Below are 17,313 nucleotides of genomic sequence, written 5' to 3' on the forward strand. Positions count from 1 at the left end.
GGCTAGTCGATCTCGACCATGTCCTCGATGCCCACGATGCTGCGGTTGGCGGCGGTCGCGGCGTTGCCGTTGACGTTGTTGACGCTGGTCGCGCCGCGACCGCTCACATTGCTGCTGACGACGTTGCCGAAGTTGTTGCCCGACTGCGAGGAGCTGCGGTTGGAGCTGGAGTTACCCGCGTTGACGTCCGCGTACGCGGGGGCCGCCAGCAGGGTCACCCCGGCAGCGGCGGCGGCGACGAGACCGGTCACGCAGAGCTTCTTCACCATGGTCATGGTCCTTTCAGATCGTGTTGGCTTTGGACGTCAGCCGGTCAGTAGAAGATGTAGGTCACCGTGATGCCGCCGTTGGTGGCGGTCGGCGCGATGCCGTTGACGTTGTTGACGTTGGTCGAGAACTCTCTGCCGCGGTTGACGCCGGTGACGTTCCCGAAGTTGTTTCCGGACTGGGACGAGTCGCTGTTGCCGCTCCAGTTACCGGCGCGGGTGTCGCCGCTCAGCGGCCCCAACCAGTCGTCGTCGGCGTGAGCCGGGGCAGCCAGGAGTGCGCCGCCGACGGCCGCGGCCAGCACGGCTGCGGCGGCGCACACTCTTTTGATCAACTTCTGCTCCTTCGCCGGTAGGGTTCAGGGCCGGCGAGCACGGGCGCGCCGCCCCCTTGACCTTTCTTGACCGCAGGAGATCAAGGTCACAGCGAGCATATAACCGTGAGTTGTCGATCGGTAGCTATGAGTTACCAGAATATTATTCGCCCAATACGCTGACAGAAGACGTCAGTGACCCTGCCCTAACGTCCGCCGCATGATCTTCGAACTACGCCAATACACGCTGCTGCCCGGGCAGCGGGACACCTTGATCGAGCTGTTCGAGCGCGAATTCGTGGAGACCCAGGAGGCGACGGGCATGCGGGTCACCGGCACCTTCCGCGACGAGGGCGCGCCCGACCGGTTCGCCTGGCTCCGCGCGTTCCCGTCCATGGCGGCGCGCAAGGACGCGCTGGAGGCCTTCTACGGCGGTCCCGTGTGGCAGGCCCACCGGGACGCCGCCAACGCCACCATGATCGACAGCGACGACGTGCTCCTCCTGCACTCCGTGGGGGCCGAGCCGCCCGCCTGGGAGCGGCCGCCCGCGGGCGCGACCGAGCTGCCGAAGTCCCTGTACGCCGCCACGATCTACCACGTCGAGGACGGCTTCTCCGCCTTCTTCGCCCGTGAGGTCGCGCCCGTGCTGGCCGAGGCCGGGGTGCCCCCCGTCGCGTGCCTGGAGACGGAGCACTCGGAGAACAACTTCCCCCGCCTTCCGATCCGGACCGGGGAGAACGTGTTCGTGTGGCTCGCCCGCTTCGACCCGGCCGAGGACGAGCGGGAGGTGGACCTCCCGATGCTGAAGCCCCGCCTGACGGCCGCCCCCGAGCGCATCCTGCTCCGCCCGACCGCCCGCTCGGCCATGCGCTGACCCGTCCGGCTCACGTCCCGTACACGGGCTCCGGCGACGGGGCGGCGGCCAGGAGCCCGGCGACCGCGTCGCCGACGGCCGCGGGGTCCCAGCGGGCGCCGCGCTCGGCCCGCTCGCCGTGGCGCCAGCCCGTGGCCAGGGCGATCGAGCCGCCCTCCACCTCGAACACCCGCCCCGTCACATGACCCGACCCCTCGGAGCCGAGCCAGACGACGAGCGGGGCGATGTTGGCCGGGTCCATGGGGTCGAAGCCGGACTCCGGCCTGGCCATGGTCGCGGCGAACACCTCCTCGGTCATGCGGGTGCGGGCGGCGGGGGCGACGGCGTTCACCGTCACGCCGTACCTGCCCAGCTCGGCCGCGGCCACCTGGGTCAGCGCGGCGATGCCCGCCTTGGCGGCCGAGTAGTTGGCCTGGCCGACGCTGCCCAGCAGGCCCGCGCCGGACGAGGTGTTGATCACCCGGGCCGTGACGCGCTCGCCCGCCTTGGCGCTCTCCCGCCAGTACGTCGCCGCGTGGCGCAGCGGCAGGAAGTGACCCTTGAGATGGACGCGGACGACGTCGTCCCACTCCTGCTCGGTCATGGAGACGAGCATCCGGTCCCTGACGAAGCCCGCGTTGTTCACCAGGACGTCGAGGCGGCCGTACGCGCTGACGGCGGTCTTGACCAGCCGGGCCGCGCCGCCCCAGTCCGACACGTCGTCGCAGTTGGCCACCGCCTGGCCGCCGAGCGCCTCGATCTCCGCGACCACCTCCAGCGCGGGGCCTCCCGAGGCGCCCTCGCCGCCGGGGCCCGTGCCGAGGTCGTTCACCACGACGCGGGCGCCCTGCCGGGCGAACTCCAGCGCGTGCTCCCTCCCGATCCCCCGTCCGGCGCCCGTCACGATCACCACGCGGCCAGCACAGATTCCCACACAGACCTCCCAGAAGGATCATGCAGAGATATCAGGAAATGTCGCTGGAGGCCAGGTGCCGCCAGGCGGGGATCTCGCCGCCGCCGTCCACCCGTACCTCCGCGCCCGTGACGTAGCCGGGCGCGGCCAGCCACAGGCAGGCCGCGGCCACGTCGGCGGGCGTCGCCATCCGGCCCGACGGGATGGCCGCCCCCATCCCGCCCTCCTGCCCGCCGTAATGGGAGGCGGCGTTTTCGGTCGCGGCGAGGCCGACGACGACCGTGTTGACGCGCACCTCCGGGGCCCACTCTGCGGCCAGGCAACGGGCCAGGTGGTGCAGCCCGGCCTTGGCGGCGCCGTACGCGGAGGTGCCGGGCGAGGGGCGCGCGCCGCTGGCGCTGCCGATCATCACGATCGCCCCGCCGGCGGCGGCGAGCAGCGGGTACGCGAACTGCGACACCAGCAGCGGGGCCGTCAGGTTGAGCTCGACGACCCGGGCGTGCAGGCGCGGCGAGGTGCCGTCGAGCGGCGCGTACGGCGAGCCGCCGGCGTTGTTGACCACCACGTCCAGCCGGTCGAACCCGGACATCAGCCGCTCCACGTCCTCGGCCACCCGCACGTCGGCCCGCGCGAACCGGATCCCCGGCGCCGGGGCGGCCGGCTCGCGCCGGGCGCAGACCGTCACGTCGGCGCCCGCCTCCCGGAAGGCGCGGGCGATCCCCGCGCCGATGCCCTGGGTGCCGCCGGTCACCAGGACGGCCCTGCCCGCGTAGTCGTAAGTCACGGTCACGGGTGCTACCGTACCAAGCAAGCGTTAGGTGCAACCAGGGAGTCTCATGGGGATCACTCTGCGGGCCGGGCCGATCGCCGAGGTGGTCATGGACGTGCCACCGGTGAACGCGTTGACCGTGCGCGGCTGGGAGGAGCTGGCCTGGACCCTCCGGCGGGCCGGGGAGGACCCGGAGACCAGGGTGGTGGTGCTGCGGGCCGAGGGGCGCGGGTTCAACGCCGGGGTCGACATCAAGGAGCTGCGGGACGCCGAGGGGTACGAGGCGCTGGTCGGGGTCAACCGGGCGTGTTACGCGGCGTTCGCGGCGGTCTACGAGTGCGCGGTGCCGGTGATCGCGGCGGTGCACGGCCACTGCCTGGGCGGCGGCGTCGGCCTGGTGGGGAACGCCGACATCGTGGTGGCCGGCGAGGACGCGTACTTCGGGCTGCCCGAGGTGGACAGGGGCGCGCTGGGCGCGGCCACGCACCTGGCCAGGCTGGTGCCGCAGCACCTGATGCGGGCCATGGTCTACACGTGCAGGAACGTGACGGCGGCCGAGCTGCACGCGTTCGGGTCGGTGCTGGAGGTGGCGCCGCGCGACAAGCTGCGTGACGCGGCGCTGGAGGTGGCGGGGCAGATCGCCGCGAAGGACCCGTACGTGATCCGCCGCGCCAAGGAGTCCCTCAACGGCATCGACCCCGTGGACGTCAAGCGCAGCTACCGCTTCGAGCAGGGCTTCACCTTCGAGCTGAACCTGATGGGCGCCGGAGACCGGCACAGGGAGCGATTCACGTGACCAAGCTGATGTCGGCCGAGGAGGTCGCGGGCACGGTCGAGAGCGGGATGACGATCGGGATCGGCGGCTGGGGCTCGCGGCGCAAGCCGATGGCCCTCGTCCGCGCCCTCCTGCGCTCCCTCGCCACCGACCTCACGATCGTCTCGTACGGCGGCCCGGACGTGGGCATGCTGTGCGCGGCGAGGAAGGTGCGCAGGGTCGTGGCCCCGTTCGTGACGCTCGACTCCATCCCCCTGGAGCCCCATTTCCGGCGGGCCAGGCAGGCCGGGGAGATCGAGTTCGTGGAGTACGACGAGGGGATGTTCATGTTCGGGCTGCTCGCGGCGGCACACCGGCTGCCGTTCCTGCCGACGCGGGCGGGGCTGGGGTCGGACGTGCTGCGCGTCAACCCCGGGCTGCGGACGGTGCGGTCGCCGTACGCGGACGGGGAGGAGCTGGTCGCGGTGCCCGCCCTGACCATGGACGTGGCCCTCGTCCACCTGAACCGGGCCGACGCGCGGGGCAACGCCCAGTACCTGGGGACCGACCCGTACTTCGACGACCTCTACGCCAAGGCGGCGCGGCGGTGCTACGTCTCGTGCGAGCGGGTCGTGGAGAACCTGCTGAAGGAAGGGCCCGTGCAGTCGCTGCTGATCAGCCGGTCGATGGTGGCGGGGGTGGTGGAGGCGCCGGGCGGGGCGGGGTTCACCGCGTGCGAGCCCGACTACGGGCGCGACGAGGCGCTGCAGCGGCGCTACGTGGAGACGCCTTGGGAGGAGTTCGATGAGCAGCAGGGCTGACGTGTGCGTGGTGGCGTGCGCGGAGGCGTTCCGGGGTGACGGCGAGATCCTGGCGGCGGGCATCGGCGGGCCGGTCACGGTGCTGGCGGCGCGGCTGGCGCGGCTGACGTTCGAGCCGGAGCTGCTCACGCACGACGGAACCTGCCTGCTCACCGGCGACGTGCCCGCGCTGGGCGAGGCGCCCGGGGTGGTGGAGGGGTGGCTGCCGTTCCGCGAGCACCTGTGGCTGGTGCTGAACGGGCGCCGGCACGTCATGCTCGGGGCGAGCCAGATCGACCGGTACGGCAACACGAACATCTCCTGCATCGGCGACTGGGCCCGCCCCAAGGCCCAGTTGCTGGGCGTGCGGGGCGCCCCGGGGAACACCCGCTGCGACCCCACCAGCTACTGGATCCCCCGCCACTCCCCCCGGGTGTTCGTGCCCTCGGTGGACATGGTCAGCGGGGTCGGGACCGACAGGGGCGCCTTCGACCTGCGCCGCGTCGTGACGAACCTGGCCGTCCTGGACTTCCGCACCCCCGGCGGGACCATGCGCCTGGTGTCGGTGCACCCGGGGGTCGAGGTGGACGACGTCGTGGCGGCGACCGGCTTCGAGCTGGACATTCCCGACAACGTGCCCCGGACGCGCGGGCCGACCGTCGAGGAGCTGGAGGTCCTGGACCGGCTCGACCCCGAGCGCCTGCGGGACCGGGAGCCGGCGTGAGGACCGCGCTGACGTCCCTGGTCGGGTGCCGCCACCCGATCGTGCAGACCGGCATGGGGTACGTCGCGGGCGCCCGGCTGGCGGCGGCCACCTCGCAGGCCGGCGGGCTCGGCGTGATCGGCGCCGCGACGATGTCCGTGGCCGAGATGACCGCCGCGATCAGGCGGGTGAAGGAGCGCACGGACGCGCCGTTCGGGGTGAACCTCCGATCCGACGCCGACGACGCCGCCGAGCGGATCGGGGTGCTGATCGGGGAGGGCGTGCGCGTGGCGTCGTTCGCGATGGCGCCCAAACGGGACCTGATCGCCCGGCTCAAGGACGCGGGCGTGGTCACGATCCCGTCGGTCGGGGCGCGCCGGCACGCCGAGAAGGTGGCGGGCTGGGGCGTGGACGCGGTGATCGTCCAGGGCGGCGAGGGCGGCGGCCACACCGGCTCCGTCGCCACGACGTTGCTGCTGCCCCAGGTCGTGGACGCGGTGGACATCCCGGTGATCGCGGCCGGAGGCTTCTTCGACGGTCGGGGGCTGGTGGCGGCGCTGGCGTACGGGGCCTGCGGGATCGCCATGGGGACCAGGTTCCTGCTGACGAGCGACTCCCCCGTGCCCGACGAGGTGAAGAAGCTCTATCTGGCGACGCGGGACACGGTCGTCACGACCAGGGTGGACGGGGTGCCCCACCGGGTCCTGCTGACCCCGTTCGTGGCGTCGCTGGAGCGCTCGCGCCTGGTCAGGGCGGTGGTGAACGGGGCCAGGTTCAAGCGGCTGTCGGGGCTGTCGTGGGGCGAGATGCTGCGCGAGGGCCGCCGGATGAGGCAGGCGCGCGACCTGACCTGGGCCCAGGTCCTGCAGGCGGCGAACACGCCGGTGCTGCTGCGGGCCGCGATGGTGGAGGGCCGGGCGGACCTCGGTGTGATGGCGTCGGGCCAGGTGGTGGGCGTGATCGACGACCTGCCGTCCTGCCGCGAGCTGATCGAGCGCATCATGGCCGACGCCGAGACCGCCCTGACCCACCTGGGCCGCACGATGGAGGTGTCCTGACCGCACTCCGGAGAGCGGCGGGCGCGGCCGGGCTCAGACCGCGGTGACGCCGCCGTCGGCCAGACTGCTGCGGCGGCGGCTCAGGGTGGCGCCGGCGGCGAAGGCCAGGGCCGCGCAGCCGAGCTGGGCCAGGACCGTGGAGGTGGGTATCCACAGCAGGTCCCCGAGGTCGCCGAGGGCGGCCGCGGGCAGGAACAGCACCAGCGCCGCCCGTCGCCCCACGGCGGAGCGGCACGCGTACCCGGCGGCCAGTGAGACCACGACGAGCCAGGGCACCGGTTTCCAGACCACGACGTCCTGATGGGCGATCACATCCACCCAGCGCACGATGGCCTTGCCGGCGGTCAGCCCCGCCAGCGCGAGAGGCGCCCAGAGCAGCAAGGTGCGCCGGGGGATGGCCAGGAGGGCGCGGTGCGCCGCGGGCATGAAGGCGATGACGACCGCCGCCACGTGCGCCACGACGATCGGGCCGACGTTCGGCGTCGCCAGGTGCACCAGAAGGACCCGGCCGCTCGGCACCGACAGGACGTCGAGGCGCGGAAGCATCCCGCTCCAGGGGTCCGCGATACCCACCACGAGCATGACCGCGCCGAGCGCGGCGACCCACTTGCGGCCGGACAACACGGCCAGTGCGAGCACGGCCGCGATGGCGACCGGCTGGGCCAGGTGCCGGGTCGCGGCGGGTCCGGTCAGGACGGCGACACCGTAATTCCATGCGGTCTCCAGGGCTGGGAGGCCGTCCACCAGCGCCGTCGCCAGCGCCGCCGTCAGCATCAGCAACGGCCACAGCGCCGCGGCGAGCGCGACCCCGACCCGCCAGGAGGGAGCCGAGACCGCGCCGAACGCCCGCCGGACGTGCACGCGCAGCGCCCCCCACAGCAGGTCTGCCGCGTCGGCGGGATGCGGGCGGGTCTGGCCGGGCCGCGCTCCGGCCAGCAGCACACCGATCATCTCCTCCTCGTGCCGCTCCCGGTGATCGCGCGGGTAGCAGGCCAGGAGGCGGCGGTAGCGGGCTTCCAACGGGCTCATGCCACGCCTCCCGCCCCCGCGGCGCGCAGGCGCGCGGTGGCCGCCCGGGCGTGCCTGCGCAGCCTCTCGGCCTCGGCCGCCAGCCTGGCCGCGCCGTCGCCGGTGAGCCGGTAGTAGCGGCGTACCCGCCCGTCCACGATCTCCTCCCGGTCGGCCTCGATGAGGCCCTCCGCCTGGAGGCGGTCGAAGGCGGCGTACAGGGTGCCGGCGCGCAGGCGGACCTGGCCGTCGGAGATGCGCTCCACGTCGGTGATGACGCCGTACCCGTGCTGCGGCCCGGCCGCCAGCGCGGTCAGGATCAGGAACGTGGGCTCCTGCATGGATTTCATATGATCAATATATATCGATGATCTGACTATCGGCAGCCGAATGGGCGATGAGCGGGGCGCCCGAGGCTAGAGCACGGTGATGCCGCGGGCGGCCAGGATGGCGTTGGCCTGGGTCTGGTTGATGATCGCGCCCGCGAACGCCCGCAGCTTCGCGTCGTCCGGCTCGCCCAGGTCCGCGCCGCGCAGATCGGCCTTGTTGAACTTGGTCTGGAGCAGGCGCGACCCGATGAACCGGCAGTCGCTGAACGTGGCCTCCGTGAAGTCGCACCCCGACAGGTCGGCGTCGTCGAAGCGGACTCCCTCGATGGCCTCCGCGCGCAGGGAGCACCCGCCGAGGTTGGCCAGGGTCAGGTTGGAGCGGGCGATCTTGAAGCCGGTGCCGCGCGAGCCCGTCAGCGCGGCGCCGATCATGCGGCACCCCGTGAACGAGACGTCCGTGAGGAGCGCGCCGCCGAACTGCGCCGAGGACAGGTCCACGTCGGTGAACGTCACGTCGATGAGGTCGGCGTCGTTGAAGCGGGTCCGCATCCCGCCCCCGCCCGTGAACGAGGCCCCGTCGAGGTCGGCCTTGCGGAAGTCGGTCTGGTCCAGCACGCACGACTCGAACCTGGCCCCCGCCAGCGGTGCGCCCCACAGGTCGGTCTCCGTCAGATCGCACTCGCGGAAGACATGTGTCTCGTCCGCCGGAAGCCGATCGGCCAGCGCCTTGCGGGAAAGATCCTCGCCGTCGAAGTTCACGGGATCAGAGCCTACCGGTGAGCACCTCCGCCGCCGCCTGCCCGCAGACCCGGGCGGAGCCGTACGTGGCGATGTGCACGGCGCCCAGGTCCGAGCGCTCGGGCAGCCCCATCTCCACCACCACGGCGTCGGGCCGGGCGCTGAGCAGGTGCCGCAGCGCCTGCTCCTGCCAGGCGTGCCGGTGCACGTCCCGGACCACGATCACCAGCGGCCGCCCGGTGGCCTCTCCGAGCAGTCGCTCCAGCGCCGAACCCGTCGAGTCCCCCACCGCCAGCCGGGTTACCGCGGTGCCCGGCAGTAGGCGGGCCAGCGGCTGCCCGACGCCCCACGGCGTGTTCCTGTCGATGGCCAGGTTCATCGCGGGGGCCAGCTCCACCACGGACGCGGGCGAGGTCAGCGGCAGCACGGGGGCGGTGGACCGGCGGGTGATCCGGACCGCCCGGCGCGCGGCGGCCAGGCCCACGGAGCCGTCCACGGAGCCGTCCACGGAGCTGTTCACGGAGCCGTCGCGGGACGCCTGGCTGCCCGAGGAGGCGGCCCATGAGGCCAGCTCGCGGACCCTACGAGCGGCGTCGGCCAGCCGTTCCTCGGGCAGCAGTCCCTGGGTCACCGCCGTGGCGATCGCGTCGCGGATGCCGGCCGCGGTGGCCTCGTCGGCCCGCTCGCCGCCGACGCAGATCGCGTCGGCCCCGGCGGCGATGGCACGGGCGGAGGCGCCCCCGATCCCGTACGCCCCCGCCACCGCGGCCATCTCGATGCCGTCAGTGACGATCATTCCTTCGAACCCGAGCTCCTCCCGCAGCAGCCCGGTGAGCACCTTGGGGCTGAGCGTGGCGGGCAGCTCGGCGTCGTACGAGGGCACGAGGAGGTGGCCGGTCATGACGGCCTTGACGCCCTCCTTGATCGCCTCCCGGAAAGGGAGCAGCGCGTCCTCGATCCCGTCGGCCACCACGGGCACGCCGTGATGCGAGTCGACCGAGGTGTCCCCGTGCCCGGGGAAGTGCTTGGCGCACGCGGCCACGCCCGCCGACTGCAGGCCGCGGACGAACGCCCTGGTGTGCCGGGAGACCAGGACCGGGTCCGCGCCGAAGGCCCGCAGGCCGATGACCGGGTTGTCCGGGTTGGAGTTCACGTCGGCCGAGGGGGCGAAGTCGAGCGTGATGCCCGCCGCCGCCAGGTCGCCGCCGAGGTCTCTGGCCAGGGCCTCGGTCAGGGCCACGTCGTCCACGACGCCCAGCGCGTACCCTCCGGGGCGGCTGCTCCCCGTGGCCACCTCCAGTCGCGTGACCTCCCCCGACTCCTCGTCGGTGCCGACGAGCACCGACGGGTTCTCCGCGCGCAGCGCGGCGGTCAGCCGGGCCACCTGAGCCGGGTCGGCGATGTTGCGCGAGAACAGCGCCACGCCGGCCAGCCCCTGGCCGAGCCGGCGGCGCAGCCAGTCGGGAGGCGTGTGCCCGGTGAAACCGGGAAAGAGGACGGCGTCGGCAAGGCGAAGCAGGTCACCGCTCAAGGGCATGACCCGAAATCTAATAGGAAAGTTTCCTATTTGCTAGAGTCATTTTCTGACGTCAGCACCTTCTTTCAGGAAGGCAGGCGCTCGATGACGGTGACGTTCGCCTGCCCTCCTCCTTCGCACATGGTCTGCAGACCGTACCGTCCGCCCGTGCGCTCCAGCTCGTGCAGCAGCTTCACCGCCAGCACGGCGCCGGTCGCGCCGAGCGGGTGGCCGAGCGCGATGGCGCCGCCGTTCGGGTTCACCTTGGCGGGATCCGCGCCGGTCTCCTTGATCCAGGCCAGGACGACCGGCGCGAACGCCTCGTTGATCTCGATCGCGTCGAAGTCGCCGATGGACAGGCCCGTCATGCCGAGGGCGCGGGCGGTGGCCGGGATGGGGGCGGAGAGCATCACGATCGGGTCGGCGCCGCGGGCCGACAGGTGGTGCACGCGGGCGCGCGGGATCAGGCCGTGCTCCCGTACGGCCCTGGGTGAGGCGACGAGCAGGGCGGCCGCGCCGTCGGAGATCTGGGACGCCAGGGCCGCGGTGAGCCGGCCGCCCTCGACCAGGGGCTTGAGCCCGGCCATCCGCTCGATCGTGGTGTCCCGGCGCGGACACTCGTCCGTGGTCACGCCCTCGTAGGGGGCGATCTCGCGCACGAAGTGCCCGGCGTCGACGGCGTGCAGGGCCCGGCGGTGCGACTCGTACGCGTACCGCTCCATCTCCTCGCGCGACAGGTCCCAGGTGGCGGCCATCTGCTCGGCCCCCGCGAACTGGGAGACCTCCTGCGTGCCGTACCGCCCGGCCCAGCCCTTGGACCCCCCGAACGGCGTCTCGTGGCCGAAGGCACGGCCCGCGAGCATCGCGGCCGAGATGGGGATCATGCTCATGTTCTGCACGCCGCCGGCCACCACCAGGTCGCTCGTGCCGGACAGCACGGCCTGGGCGGCGAAGTGCAGCGCCTGCTGGGACGAGCCGCACTGGCGGTCCACCGTGACGCCGGGCACCTCCTCGGGGAGCCCGGCCGCGAGCCAGCAGGTGCGGGCGACGTCCCCGGCCTGCGGGCCGATCGTGTCCACGCAGCCGAAGATCACGTCGTCGACGGCCGCCGGATCGGCGTCCGCCCGCTGCATCAACTCCCTGAGCACGTGCGCGCCGAGGTCGGCGGGGTGGGCCGCGGCCAGGCCGCCGTTCCTGCGCGCGACGGGGGTGCGGACGGCTCCGACGATGTACGCCTCGTTCACCATCATCGCATCGTAGCAAGCGCTTGGTAGAGCACGGAATGCCGCATGAGCTGCGTCAGTTAGGTGAACAAGCGATTGTGCGAGGGCTCATAATGGTGTCGTGACCACGCGTAAGAACTCCGGCACCACGACCACCCCGGCCAAGCGCCAGCGCGCGAGCTCGGGGTCCGCCTCCGAGCGCCGCGACCACCTCGTCAAGCTCGCCGCTGAGCTCTTCGCACGCAAGGGCTTCCAGGCCACGACAGTACGTGAGATAGCCGACGAGGCAGGCATCCTCTCCGGAAGTCTCTACCACCACTTCGACTCCAAGGAGACGATCGTCGACGAGGTGCTCTCCACCTTCCTCGACGACCTCATCGCCCGCTACCGCGCGGCGATCGACACGAGCGCAGACGCCCGCACGGTGCTGTCGGAGATGGTCCGCATCGGGTTCGGCACGCTGGAGCCGCACCGCGCCGCGATCACCGTCATGCAGAACGACTGGAACTACTTGCGGCAGTTCGAGCGGTTCAACTACCTGGTCAAGGCGGAGGACGAGGTCGAGCAGATCTGGGTGACGCAGATCAAGGCGGGCCAGGCGGCCGGGCTGTTCCGGACCGACGTCGATCCGAAGCTGACGTACCGCATGATCCGCGACACGATCTGGGTCGCGGTGCGCTGGTTCCGTCCCGGCGGCAGGCTCAACACGGCCGGGCTGGCCGAGCACTACATCACCGTGCTCTTCGACGGCCTCGCCACCGGCGAGCGCACCACGCAAAAGGGATGAGCCTCGGCAAGGCAGTGCGGCTGGCACTGCAGGGGGCGGCGGAGCCCGGCAAGGCCGAGGCGATGCGCACGTACATGAAGTCGACGATGCCGTTCCTCGGCGTCCAGGCGGTGCGCAGGCGGGCGGCGCTGCGGCGGGTGTTCGCCGAGCACCGGCTGGACACCGCGCCGGAGTGGCGGCGGGCCGTGCTGGCGCTGTGGCGCGAGGCCGAATACCGCGAGGAGCGCTACGCCGCCGTCGAGCTGTCCGGCTACCACCTCTACCGCGACTACCAGACCCTCTACACGGTGCCGATGTACGAGGAGATGATCGTCACCGGGGCCTGGTGGGACCTCGTCGACGAACTCGCCACTCACCGCGTCGGCGGGCTGCTGACCACCTACCCCGACTCCATGCGGCCGCTCATGCTGGAGTGGGCGCACGACCGCGACCTGTGGAAGCGGCGCACCGCGATCCTCAGCCAGAACCGGTTCAAGGAGCGCACCGACACGGCCCTGCTGTACGCGTGCATCGATCCGAGCCTGTCGGACAACGACTTCTTCGCGCGCAAGGCGATCGGCTGGGCGTTACGCGAATACGCCAAGACCAACCCCGACGAAGTGCTCCGCTACGTCAACGCCAAGGGCATCACGGGCCTGAGCCGCCGCGAAGCGCTCAAGAACCTCCCCCTCACCTAGTCCACAGGGCGTCCTGGACGGCCTGCACCAGAGCCATCAGCTCCGGCGTCACCCGCTCCTTCGACCAGGCCAGCGCGTACGTGATGCGCAGGTCGCCGGCGTCGAGCGGCACGAAGCTCACGTCGTCCCTCCTGATGGTCCTGACCAGGAGCTGCGGGATCGGCAGCAGCCCGGCGCCCGCGGCCACGAGGTCGAGCGCGGCCGCGAAGTCGTCGTCGGCCGCCATGCGCGAACGCCCCGGCAGCCCCGGCCACGGGCGGCTGCCCGGCGTGAGCAGCACCTGCCCGCCCAGCTCGCCAGGGGTCACCTTGGTCCTGGAGGCCAGCCGGTGACCCGCGGGCACGGCCAGGTGGTCGACCGTGACGTGAAACCTGGCCGCCGTCACGAACTGCGCCGGCGCCGGGGTGGCCAGGATCGCGGCCGAGACCTCGCCGTCCGCCAGCGCCCGCACCGCCGCGCCCCGGCCCGCCGCCCGCAGCTCCACGCCGATCGCCGGAGTGCGACCGGCCAGCCGCCTGACGATCCGCGCCGCCAGCGTCCCGACGAGCGGTGGATAAGCGAGATGAATGGTCGGCCTGGCCAGCCGGGCCGACTCGGCCTCGAAGACGCAGACCGCCTCGATCACCCGCTCCGCGTACGGCAGCAGCGCCTTGCCCTCCGCCGTGAGCCGCACGTCGCGGGCCGTCCGCTCGAAGAGCCTGACCCCGGCGGCGCGCTCAAGCCGGGTGATGGCCTGGCTCATGGCGGGCTGGGACATCCCCAGGTCGGCGGCGGCCCTGGAGAAGCTGAGCCGCTCCGCGACCCTGGCGAAGCAGTGCATCTCCTTGAGCATAAGCAGCACCAATCCATGATGCACGAGCTCCCGAGTGCTCGGCAGGATGCCTGCGATCAGCCGAACGAGATCAAGGGAGCCAGAGACATGTCCACATTCCCCAGGACCACGGTGCTCGGATATCCGAGGATCGGGCCGCGGCGGGAGCTGAAGCGGGCTCTGGAGTCGTACTGGGACGGGCGGTCCAGCCGGGCGGAGCTCGAGCGGGTGGGGGCCGAGATCAGGGAGCGGACCTGGCGCAGGCTCGCCGAGCTGGGGCTGGAAGGGCTGCCGTCCAACACGTTCTCGCTGTACGACCAGGTACTGGACACGGCGGTGCTGCTGGGCGCGGTGCCCGCGCGCTACCGCGAGGCCGGCGACCCCTACTTCGCGATGGCCAGGGGCACCGAGGGGCTGGCGCCGCTGCGGATGACGAAGTGGTTCGACACGAACTACCACTACATCGTGCCGGAGATCGGCCCGGACACCGTGTTCAAGCTGGACGCGGCCAAGCCGCTCTCCGAGGTGCGCGAGGCGCGGGCGCTCGGGTACGAGACGCGGCCCGTGGTGGTGGGGCCGGTGACGTTCCTGCTGCTGGGCTCGGCGCTGGACCGGCTGGACGACGTGCTGGCCTGCTACGAGGAGCTGCTGTCCGCGCTGGCCGCCGAGGGGGTCCCGTGGGTCCAGCTCGACGAGCCCGCGCTGGTCGGCGACCGGACCGCCGAAGAGCTGGCCGCCGTTCGCGCCGCCTACTCGCGGCTCGGCTCCCTCACCGCCCGGCCCGGGCTCTTCGTGGCCTCCTACTTCGGCGACCTCGGTGAGGCCCTCCCGGTCCTGGCCGAGACCCCGGTGGAGGCCATCGGGATCGACCTCGTCCGCGGCGCCGTGCCCGCGCTCGACCTGACCGGCAAGACCGTGGTGGCGGGCGTGGTGTCCGGGCGCGACGTGTGGCGCACCTCGCCCGGCCGCGCCCTGGCCGCCCTGGGCGCCGTACGCGCCTCGGAGGTGGTGGTCAGCACGTCGTGCTCGCTGCTGCACGTCCCCTACGACGTGGAGGCCGAGCCGGAGCTGGACCCCGCGCTGAAGGGGCGGCTGGCGTTCGCCGAGCAGAAGGTGGCGGAGGTGGTGGCGCTCGCGCGGTCCCCGCTGCGGGACGCGCCGCACACCGCGCCCTCCGTGGCGCTGCCCGCGCCCGTGGTGCCGGAGGAGCGCAGCCCGTACGCGGTGCGGGCGGCGGCGCAGGCCGAGCACCTGCGGCTGCCCGCGCTGCCGATCACCACGATCGGCTCGTTCCCGCAGACCGGCTCGCTGCGCGCCGCCCGAGCCGCGCTCGCTTCGGGCACGCTCTCGCAGGCCGACTACGAGCGGCAGGTCGAGGCCGAGATCGAGCGCGTCATCCGGGTCCAGGAACGCCTCGGGCTCGACGTCCTCGTACACGGGGAGCCGGAGCGCAACGACATGGTGCAGTACTTCGCCGAGCACCTCGACGGGTTCGCCGTCACCAGGAACGGCTGGGTCCAGTCGTACGGCTCCCGCTGCACCCGGCCGCCGATCCTGCACGGGGACGTCGGCCGCCCGTCGCCGATCACGGTGCGGTGGGCCAGGTACGCGCAGTCGCTCACGGACAAGCCGGTCAAGGGCATGCTGACCGGACCCGTCACCATCGTGGCCTGGTCCTTCGTCCGCGACGACCTGCCGCTGCGCGACGTCGTGTTCCAGGTGGCGGACGCCGTCCGGGAGGAGGTTCGCGACCTGGAGGCGGCCGGGGTTTCGGTCATCCAGGTGGACGAACCCGCCCTTCGCGAGCTGCTCCCGCTCCGGCGGGCCGCGCAGGCCGACTACCTGGAGTGGGCGGTGGCCGCGTACCGCCGGGCCACGTCGGGGGCCGGTGACCGCACGCAGATCCACACCCACCTGTGCTACTCGGACGCCGACCAGATCCTGGCCGCCATCGACGGCCTGGACGCCGACGTGACCACCATCGAGTCGGCCCGCTCGGGCGCGCGCATCCTGGCCACGGTCGGGACCTTCGGGCGAGGGCTCGGGCCCGGCGTCTACGACATCCACTCACCGCGGGTGCCCGCGGCCTCGGAGGTCGAGGACCTGCTGCGCCGGACGCTGGCGGCGCTGCCGGTGGAGCGGGTCTGGGTCAACCCGGACTGCGGGCTGAAGACCCGGACGTACGAGCAGGTCGAGGCGTCGCTGGCGAACGTGGTCACGGCCACCCGCCGGATCCGTGCGGACCTTGACGCTCGCTAAGAGGCGTGGCGTTCGGTGAACTCCTCGATCGTCATGCCGAACAGGACCTCGTCGTCGTAACGGCCGTTGGCGTAGTGGCACCTGCGCCGGCGGCCCTCCTCGACGAACCCCAGCCGCCGGTGCAGCGCCAGCGACGCCTCGTTGGAGCCGTAGACCCCCGCCTCGGCCTTCTGGAAGCGGCGCTCGAAGAACATGTACCTCAGGAGCAGGACGACGGCCTCACCTGCGTACCCCTTGCGGTGGTGGGGCGTCCCGATGCCGATCCCGTACGCGAAGGTGCCGTGCACCCGGTCGACGCTGTGCGTGTTCATCATGCCGACCGGGGTGTTCGCGTCCCGGGTGGCGATCACCAGGCGCACGTCGTCCAGGCCCTGGGTCCGTTCGGCCAGCTCGGCGGCCCACTTCCTGGCCCGCGCCGCCGACTGCGGCGGGTGGAGGTGCTCTCCGCTCCTGACCGCGTCGGAGTATTCGTCGAAGGAGTGGAACGCCTCCCAGTCCTCGGGCTCGACAGCGCGCAACCGTACGAGCTGACCTACCCATGCCGACGTCATGCCCGGCAGCAAACCACGCCCCCGCACACCGCCGCGAACGGTTTTCCCGCCGGAGAGTGGCTCACCCGGGCCGAGGGACCCGCACCGATGCGCCGCATTTCGGAGCCGTCCTATTGCGGGGATTCGGCGGCTCTTATAAAAACCTGCCGAATCCGGCTTTATTATTTGCTTTGATTGTGCTGTTCGTCATTCGGGGGCCGGCGCCATGGGGAGGTGCGCATGGGTTCTCACCCCCAGCTGCTCGTCGTCAGCAGGGGAATGGCCGGGATCAGGTTCGACATTCCCGGCGGGCACACCGAGATCGGAAGTATGCGGGGTTCGGGGATCCTGCTGGAGGTCGACGGGGTCAGCCGGCGGCACGCGTCGCTCGACCGGAACGGCGACCACGTGGTCATCAACGATCTCGGGTCGCGAAACGGCACCTGGCTCAACGGCCACAAGATCGCCGGTGGTCAAGTGCTCCGTGACGGGGACCAGCTGCGGATGGGGTACGCGGAGCTGCGGTTCGTCCAGCCTGCCGGGACGGGTCCGTCGGCAGGTTACGAGTTCGGGGACGTCCGCGGGCCGGTGAACGCGGGAAGCGGCATCCAGTACGTGGGCGGGCACCACCAGAACGCCGGCCGGGACATTTATGGCGACAATTATGACGTTCAAGTCAACGCCGATTATGAGCCGTTCGACGAAGTCTTCCAGGGAAAAGGGTTCGGGCGCGTGCTCTTGGTCCTCGGCACGATGATCGCGCTCGCCGGGTTCGCTATTTGGTCATCCCTCATCTTCGGCGCCATGACCTCCAACGATTTCTCGAACCCGATGACACAGGAGTTGATTCCCGGCATTCCCCAGGCACCGGCGGGTTTCGGTCTTTTCGTGGCCGGTGGGGTGCTCGCGGGGATCGGCTCGTCCATGTCCAAGGCCGCGCGCAAGCGCGCGGAGCAGCGCAGACGGCGGCGGCGCGGGCCGCGGCTCTAGGGAGAGGTGACGGTT

The 17,313-nt window shown here is 72.0% G+C and carries 20 protein-coding genes; 9 read left to right on the forward strand and 11 right to left on the reverse strand.

Annotation, left to right across the window (positions count from 1 at the left end):
* Positions 1–2 precede the first annotated feature (2 nt).
* Entirely contained in the window at positions 3–269 is a 267-nt protein-coding gene (locus AB0J87_RS22195; protein ID WP_350724587.1) for a hypothetical protein, read from the reverse strand.
* A 44-nt stretch (positions 270–313) separates the two neighbouring features.
* Complete coding sequence (locus tag AB0J87_RS22200) at positions 314–601, reverse strand: hypothetical protein (RefSeq protein WP_363967754.1); 288 nt, start codon at positions 599–601, stop codon at positions 314–316.
* Between the two features lie 199 nt (positions 602–800).
* Here AB0J87_RS22200 and AB0J87_RS22205 point away from each other — a divergent pair, with 199 nt between their 5' ends.
* Positions 801–1,454: an NIPSNAP family protein gene (locus AB0J87_RS22205; RefSeq protein WP_363967756.1), complete on the forward strand. Its 654-nt coding sequence runs from the start codon at positions 801–803 to the stop codon at positions 1,452–1,454.
* Between the two features lie 10 nt (positions 1,455–1,464).
* On the opposite strand, the gene AB0J87_RS22210 is transcribed toward AB0J87_RS22205, so the two are convergent.
* Together AB0J87_RS22210 and AB0J87_RS22215 are read right to left on the reverse strand one after the other, a co-directional pair.
* Positions 1,465–2,367, reverse strand: coding sequence for an SDR family oxidoreductase (locus AB0J87_RS22210; protein ID WP_363967758.1), 903 nt, complete (start codon positions 2,365–2,367; stop codon positions 1,465–1,467).
* Positions 2,368–2,398: 31 nt separating this feature from the next.
* Positions 2,399–3,136, reverse strand: a complete 738-nt coding sequence (locus tag AB0J87_RS22215) for an SDR family oxidoreductase (RefSeq protein WP_363967760.1) — start codon at positions 3,134–3,136, stop codon at positions 2,399–2,401.
* Positions 3,137–3,182: 46 nt separating this feature from the next.
* On the opposite strand from AB0J87_RS22215, the gene AB0J87_RS22220 reads away from it, so the two are divergent.
* Genes AB0J87_RS22220 through AB0J87_RS22235 form a run of 4 tightly spaced genes read left to right on the forward strand, consistent with a single transcriptional unit; the run spans position 3,183 to position 6,430 of the window.
* The gene (locus AB0J87_RS22220; RefSeq protein WP_355201536.1) at positions 3,183–3,911 is read left to right on the forward strand and encodes an enoyl-CoA hydratase family protein; all 729 of its coding nucleotides are present in this window, start codon (positions 3,183–3,185) and stop codon (positions 3,909–3,911) included.
* Between the two features lie 8 nt (positions 3,912–3,919).
* On the forward strand, positions 3,920–4,690 hold the full coding sequence (locus tag AB0J87_RS22225; protein WP_363967878.1) for a CoA-transferase: 771 nt from the start codon (positions 3,920–3,922) through the stop codon (positions 4,688–4,690).
* Entirely contained in the window at positions 4,674–5,393 is a 720-nt protein-coding gene (locus AB0J87_RS22230; protein WP_350724576.1) for a CoA-transferase, read from the forward strand. Before AB0J87_RS22225 ends, AB0J87_RS22230 begins: the two co-directional genes overlap by 17 nt.
* Complete coding sequence (locus AB0J87_RS22235) at positions 5,390–6,430, forward strand: nitronate monooxygenase (RefSeq protein ID WP_363967761.1); 1,041 nt, start codon at positions 5,390–5,392, stop codon at positions 6,428–6,430. Before AB0J87_RS22230 ends, AB0J87_RS22235 begins: the two co-directional genes overlap by 4 nt.
* A 33-nt stretch (positions 6,431–6,463) precedes the next feature.
* Here AB0J87_RS22235 and AB0J87_RS22240 read toward each other — a convergent pair whose 3' ends face one another.
* From AB0J87_RS22240 to AB0J87_RS22260, 5 genes are all read right to left on the reverse strand, one after another.
* Positions 6,464–7,459: a hypothetical protein gene (locus AB0J87_RS22240; protein WP_363967763.1), complete on the reverse strand. Its 996-nt coding sequence runs from the start codon at positions 7,457–7,459 to the stop codon at positions 6,464–6,466.
* Positions 7,456–7,788, reverse strand: a complete 333-nt coding sequence (locus AB0J87_RS22245; RefSeq protein ID WP_363967765.1) for a helix-turn-helix transcriptional regulator — start codon at positions 7,786–7,788, stop codon at positions 7,456–7,458. Before AB0J87_RS22245 ends, AB0J87_RS22240 begins: the two co-directional genes overlap by 4 nt.
* Positions 7,789–7,854: 66 nt before the next feature.
* Entirely contained in the window at positions 7,855–8,526 is a 672-nt protein-coding gene (locus AB0J87_RS22250) for a pentapeptide repeat-containing protein (protein ID WP_363967767.1), read from the reverse strand.
* Positions 8,527–8,530: 4 nt separating this feature from the next.
* Complete coding sequence (locus tag AB0J87_RS22255) at positions 8,531–10,042, reverse strand: glycoside hydrolase family 3 N-terminal domain-containing protein (protein WP_363967769.1); 1,512 nt, start codon at positions 10,040–10,042, stop codon at positions 8,531–8,533.
* A 65-nt stretch (positions 10,043–10,107) separates the two neighbouring features.
* Complete coding sequence (locus AB0J87_RS22260) at positions 10,108–11,265, reverse strand: acetyl-CoA C-acetyltransferase (RefSeq protein ID WP_363967880.1); 1,158 nt, start codon at positions 11,263–11,265, stop codon at positions 10,108–10,110.
* Between the two features lie 100 nt (positions 11,266–11,365).
* Here AB0J87_RS22260 and AB0J87_RS22265 point away from each other — a divergent pair, with 100 nt between their 5' ends.
* Together AB0J87_RS22265 and AB0J87_RS22270 are read left to right on the forward strand one after the other, a co-directional pair.
* Positions 11,366–12,031 (forward strand): TetR/AcrR family transcriptional regulator, encoded by a 666-nt coding sequence (locus tag AB0J87_RS22265; protein ID WP_363967771.1) that lies wholly within the window; start codon positions 11,366–11,368, stop codon positions 12,029–12,031.
* Positions 12,028–12,708, forward strand: coding sequence for a DNA alkylation repair protein (locus tag AB0J87_RS22270; protein ID WP_350724563.1), 681 nt, complete (start codon positions 12,028–12,030; stop codon positions 12,706–12,708). Before AB0J87_RS22265 ends, AB0J87_RS22270 begins: the two co-directional genes overlap by 4 nt.
* Here AB0J87_RS22270 and AB0J87_RS22275 read toward each other — a convergent pair.
* Positions 12,701–13,540 (reverse strand): LysR family transcriptional regulator, encoded by an 840-nt coding sequence (locus AB0J87_RS22275; RefSeq protein WP_363967882.1) that lies wholly within the window; start codon positions 13,538–13,540, stop codon positions 12,701–12,703. The two genes, AB0J87_RS22270 and AB0J87_RS22275, sit on opposite strands and share 8 nt — an antisense overlap.
* 87 nt (positions 13,541–13,627) lie before the next feature.
* On the opposite strand from AB0J87_RS22275, the gene metE reads away from it, so the two are divergent.
* Entirely contained in the window at positions 13,628–15,778 is a 2,151-nt protein-coding gene (gene metE / locus AB0J87_RS22280) for a 5-methyltetrahydropteroyltriglutamate--homocysteine S-methyltransferase (RefSeq protein WP_363967773.1), read from the forward strand.
* Here the strand turns inward: metE and AB0J87_RS22285 are convergent.
* Positions 15,775–16,329, reverse strand: coding sequence for a GNAT family protein (locus AB0J87_RS22285; RefSeq protein WP_363967775.1), 555 nt, complete (start codon positions 16,327–16,329; stop codon positions 15,775–15,777). The genes metE and AB0J87_RS22285 overlap by 4 nt on opposite strands.
* 258 nt (positions 16,330–16,587) lie before the next feature.
* On the opposite strand from AB0J87_RS22285, the gene AB0J87_RS22290 reads away from it, so the two are divergent.
* Positions 16,588–17,298 (forward strand): FHA domain-containing protein, encoded by a 711-nt coding sequence (locus AB0J87_RS22290; protein ID WP_363967777.1) that lies wholly within the window; start codon positions 16,588–16,590, stop codon positions 17,296–17,298.
* Positions 17,299–17,313 lie beyond the last annotated feature (15 nt).

Origin of the sequence: Nonomuraea sp. NPDC049625 (genome assembly GCF_040675285.1) — a bacterium.
Lineage (GTDB): Bacteria > Actinomycetota > Actinomycetes > Streptosporangiales > Streptosporangiaceae > Nonomuraea > Nonomuraea angiospora_A.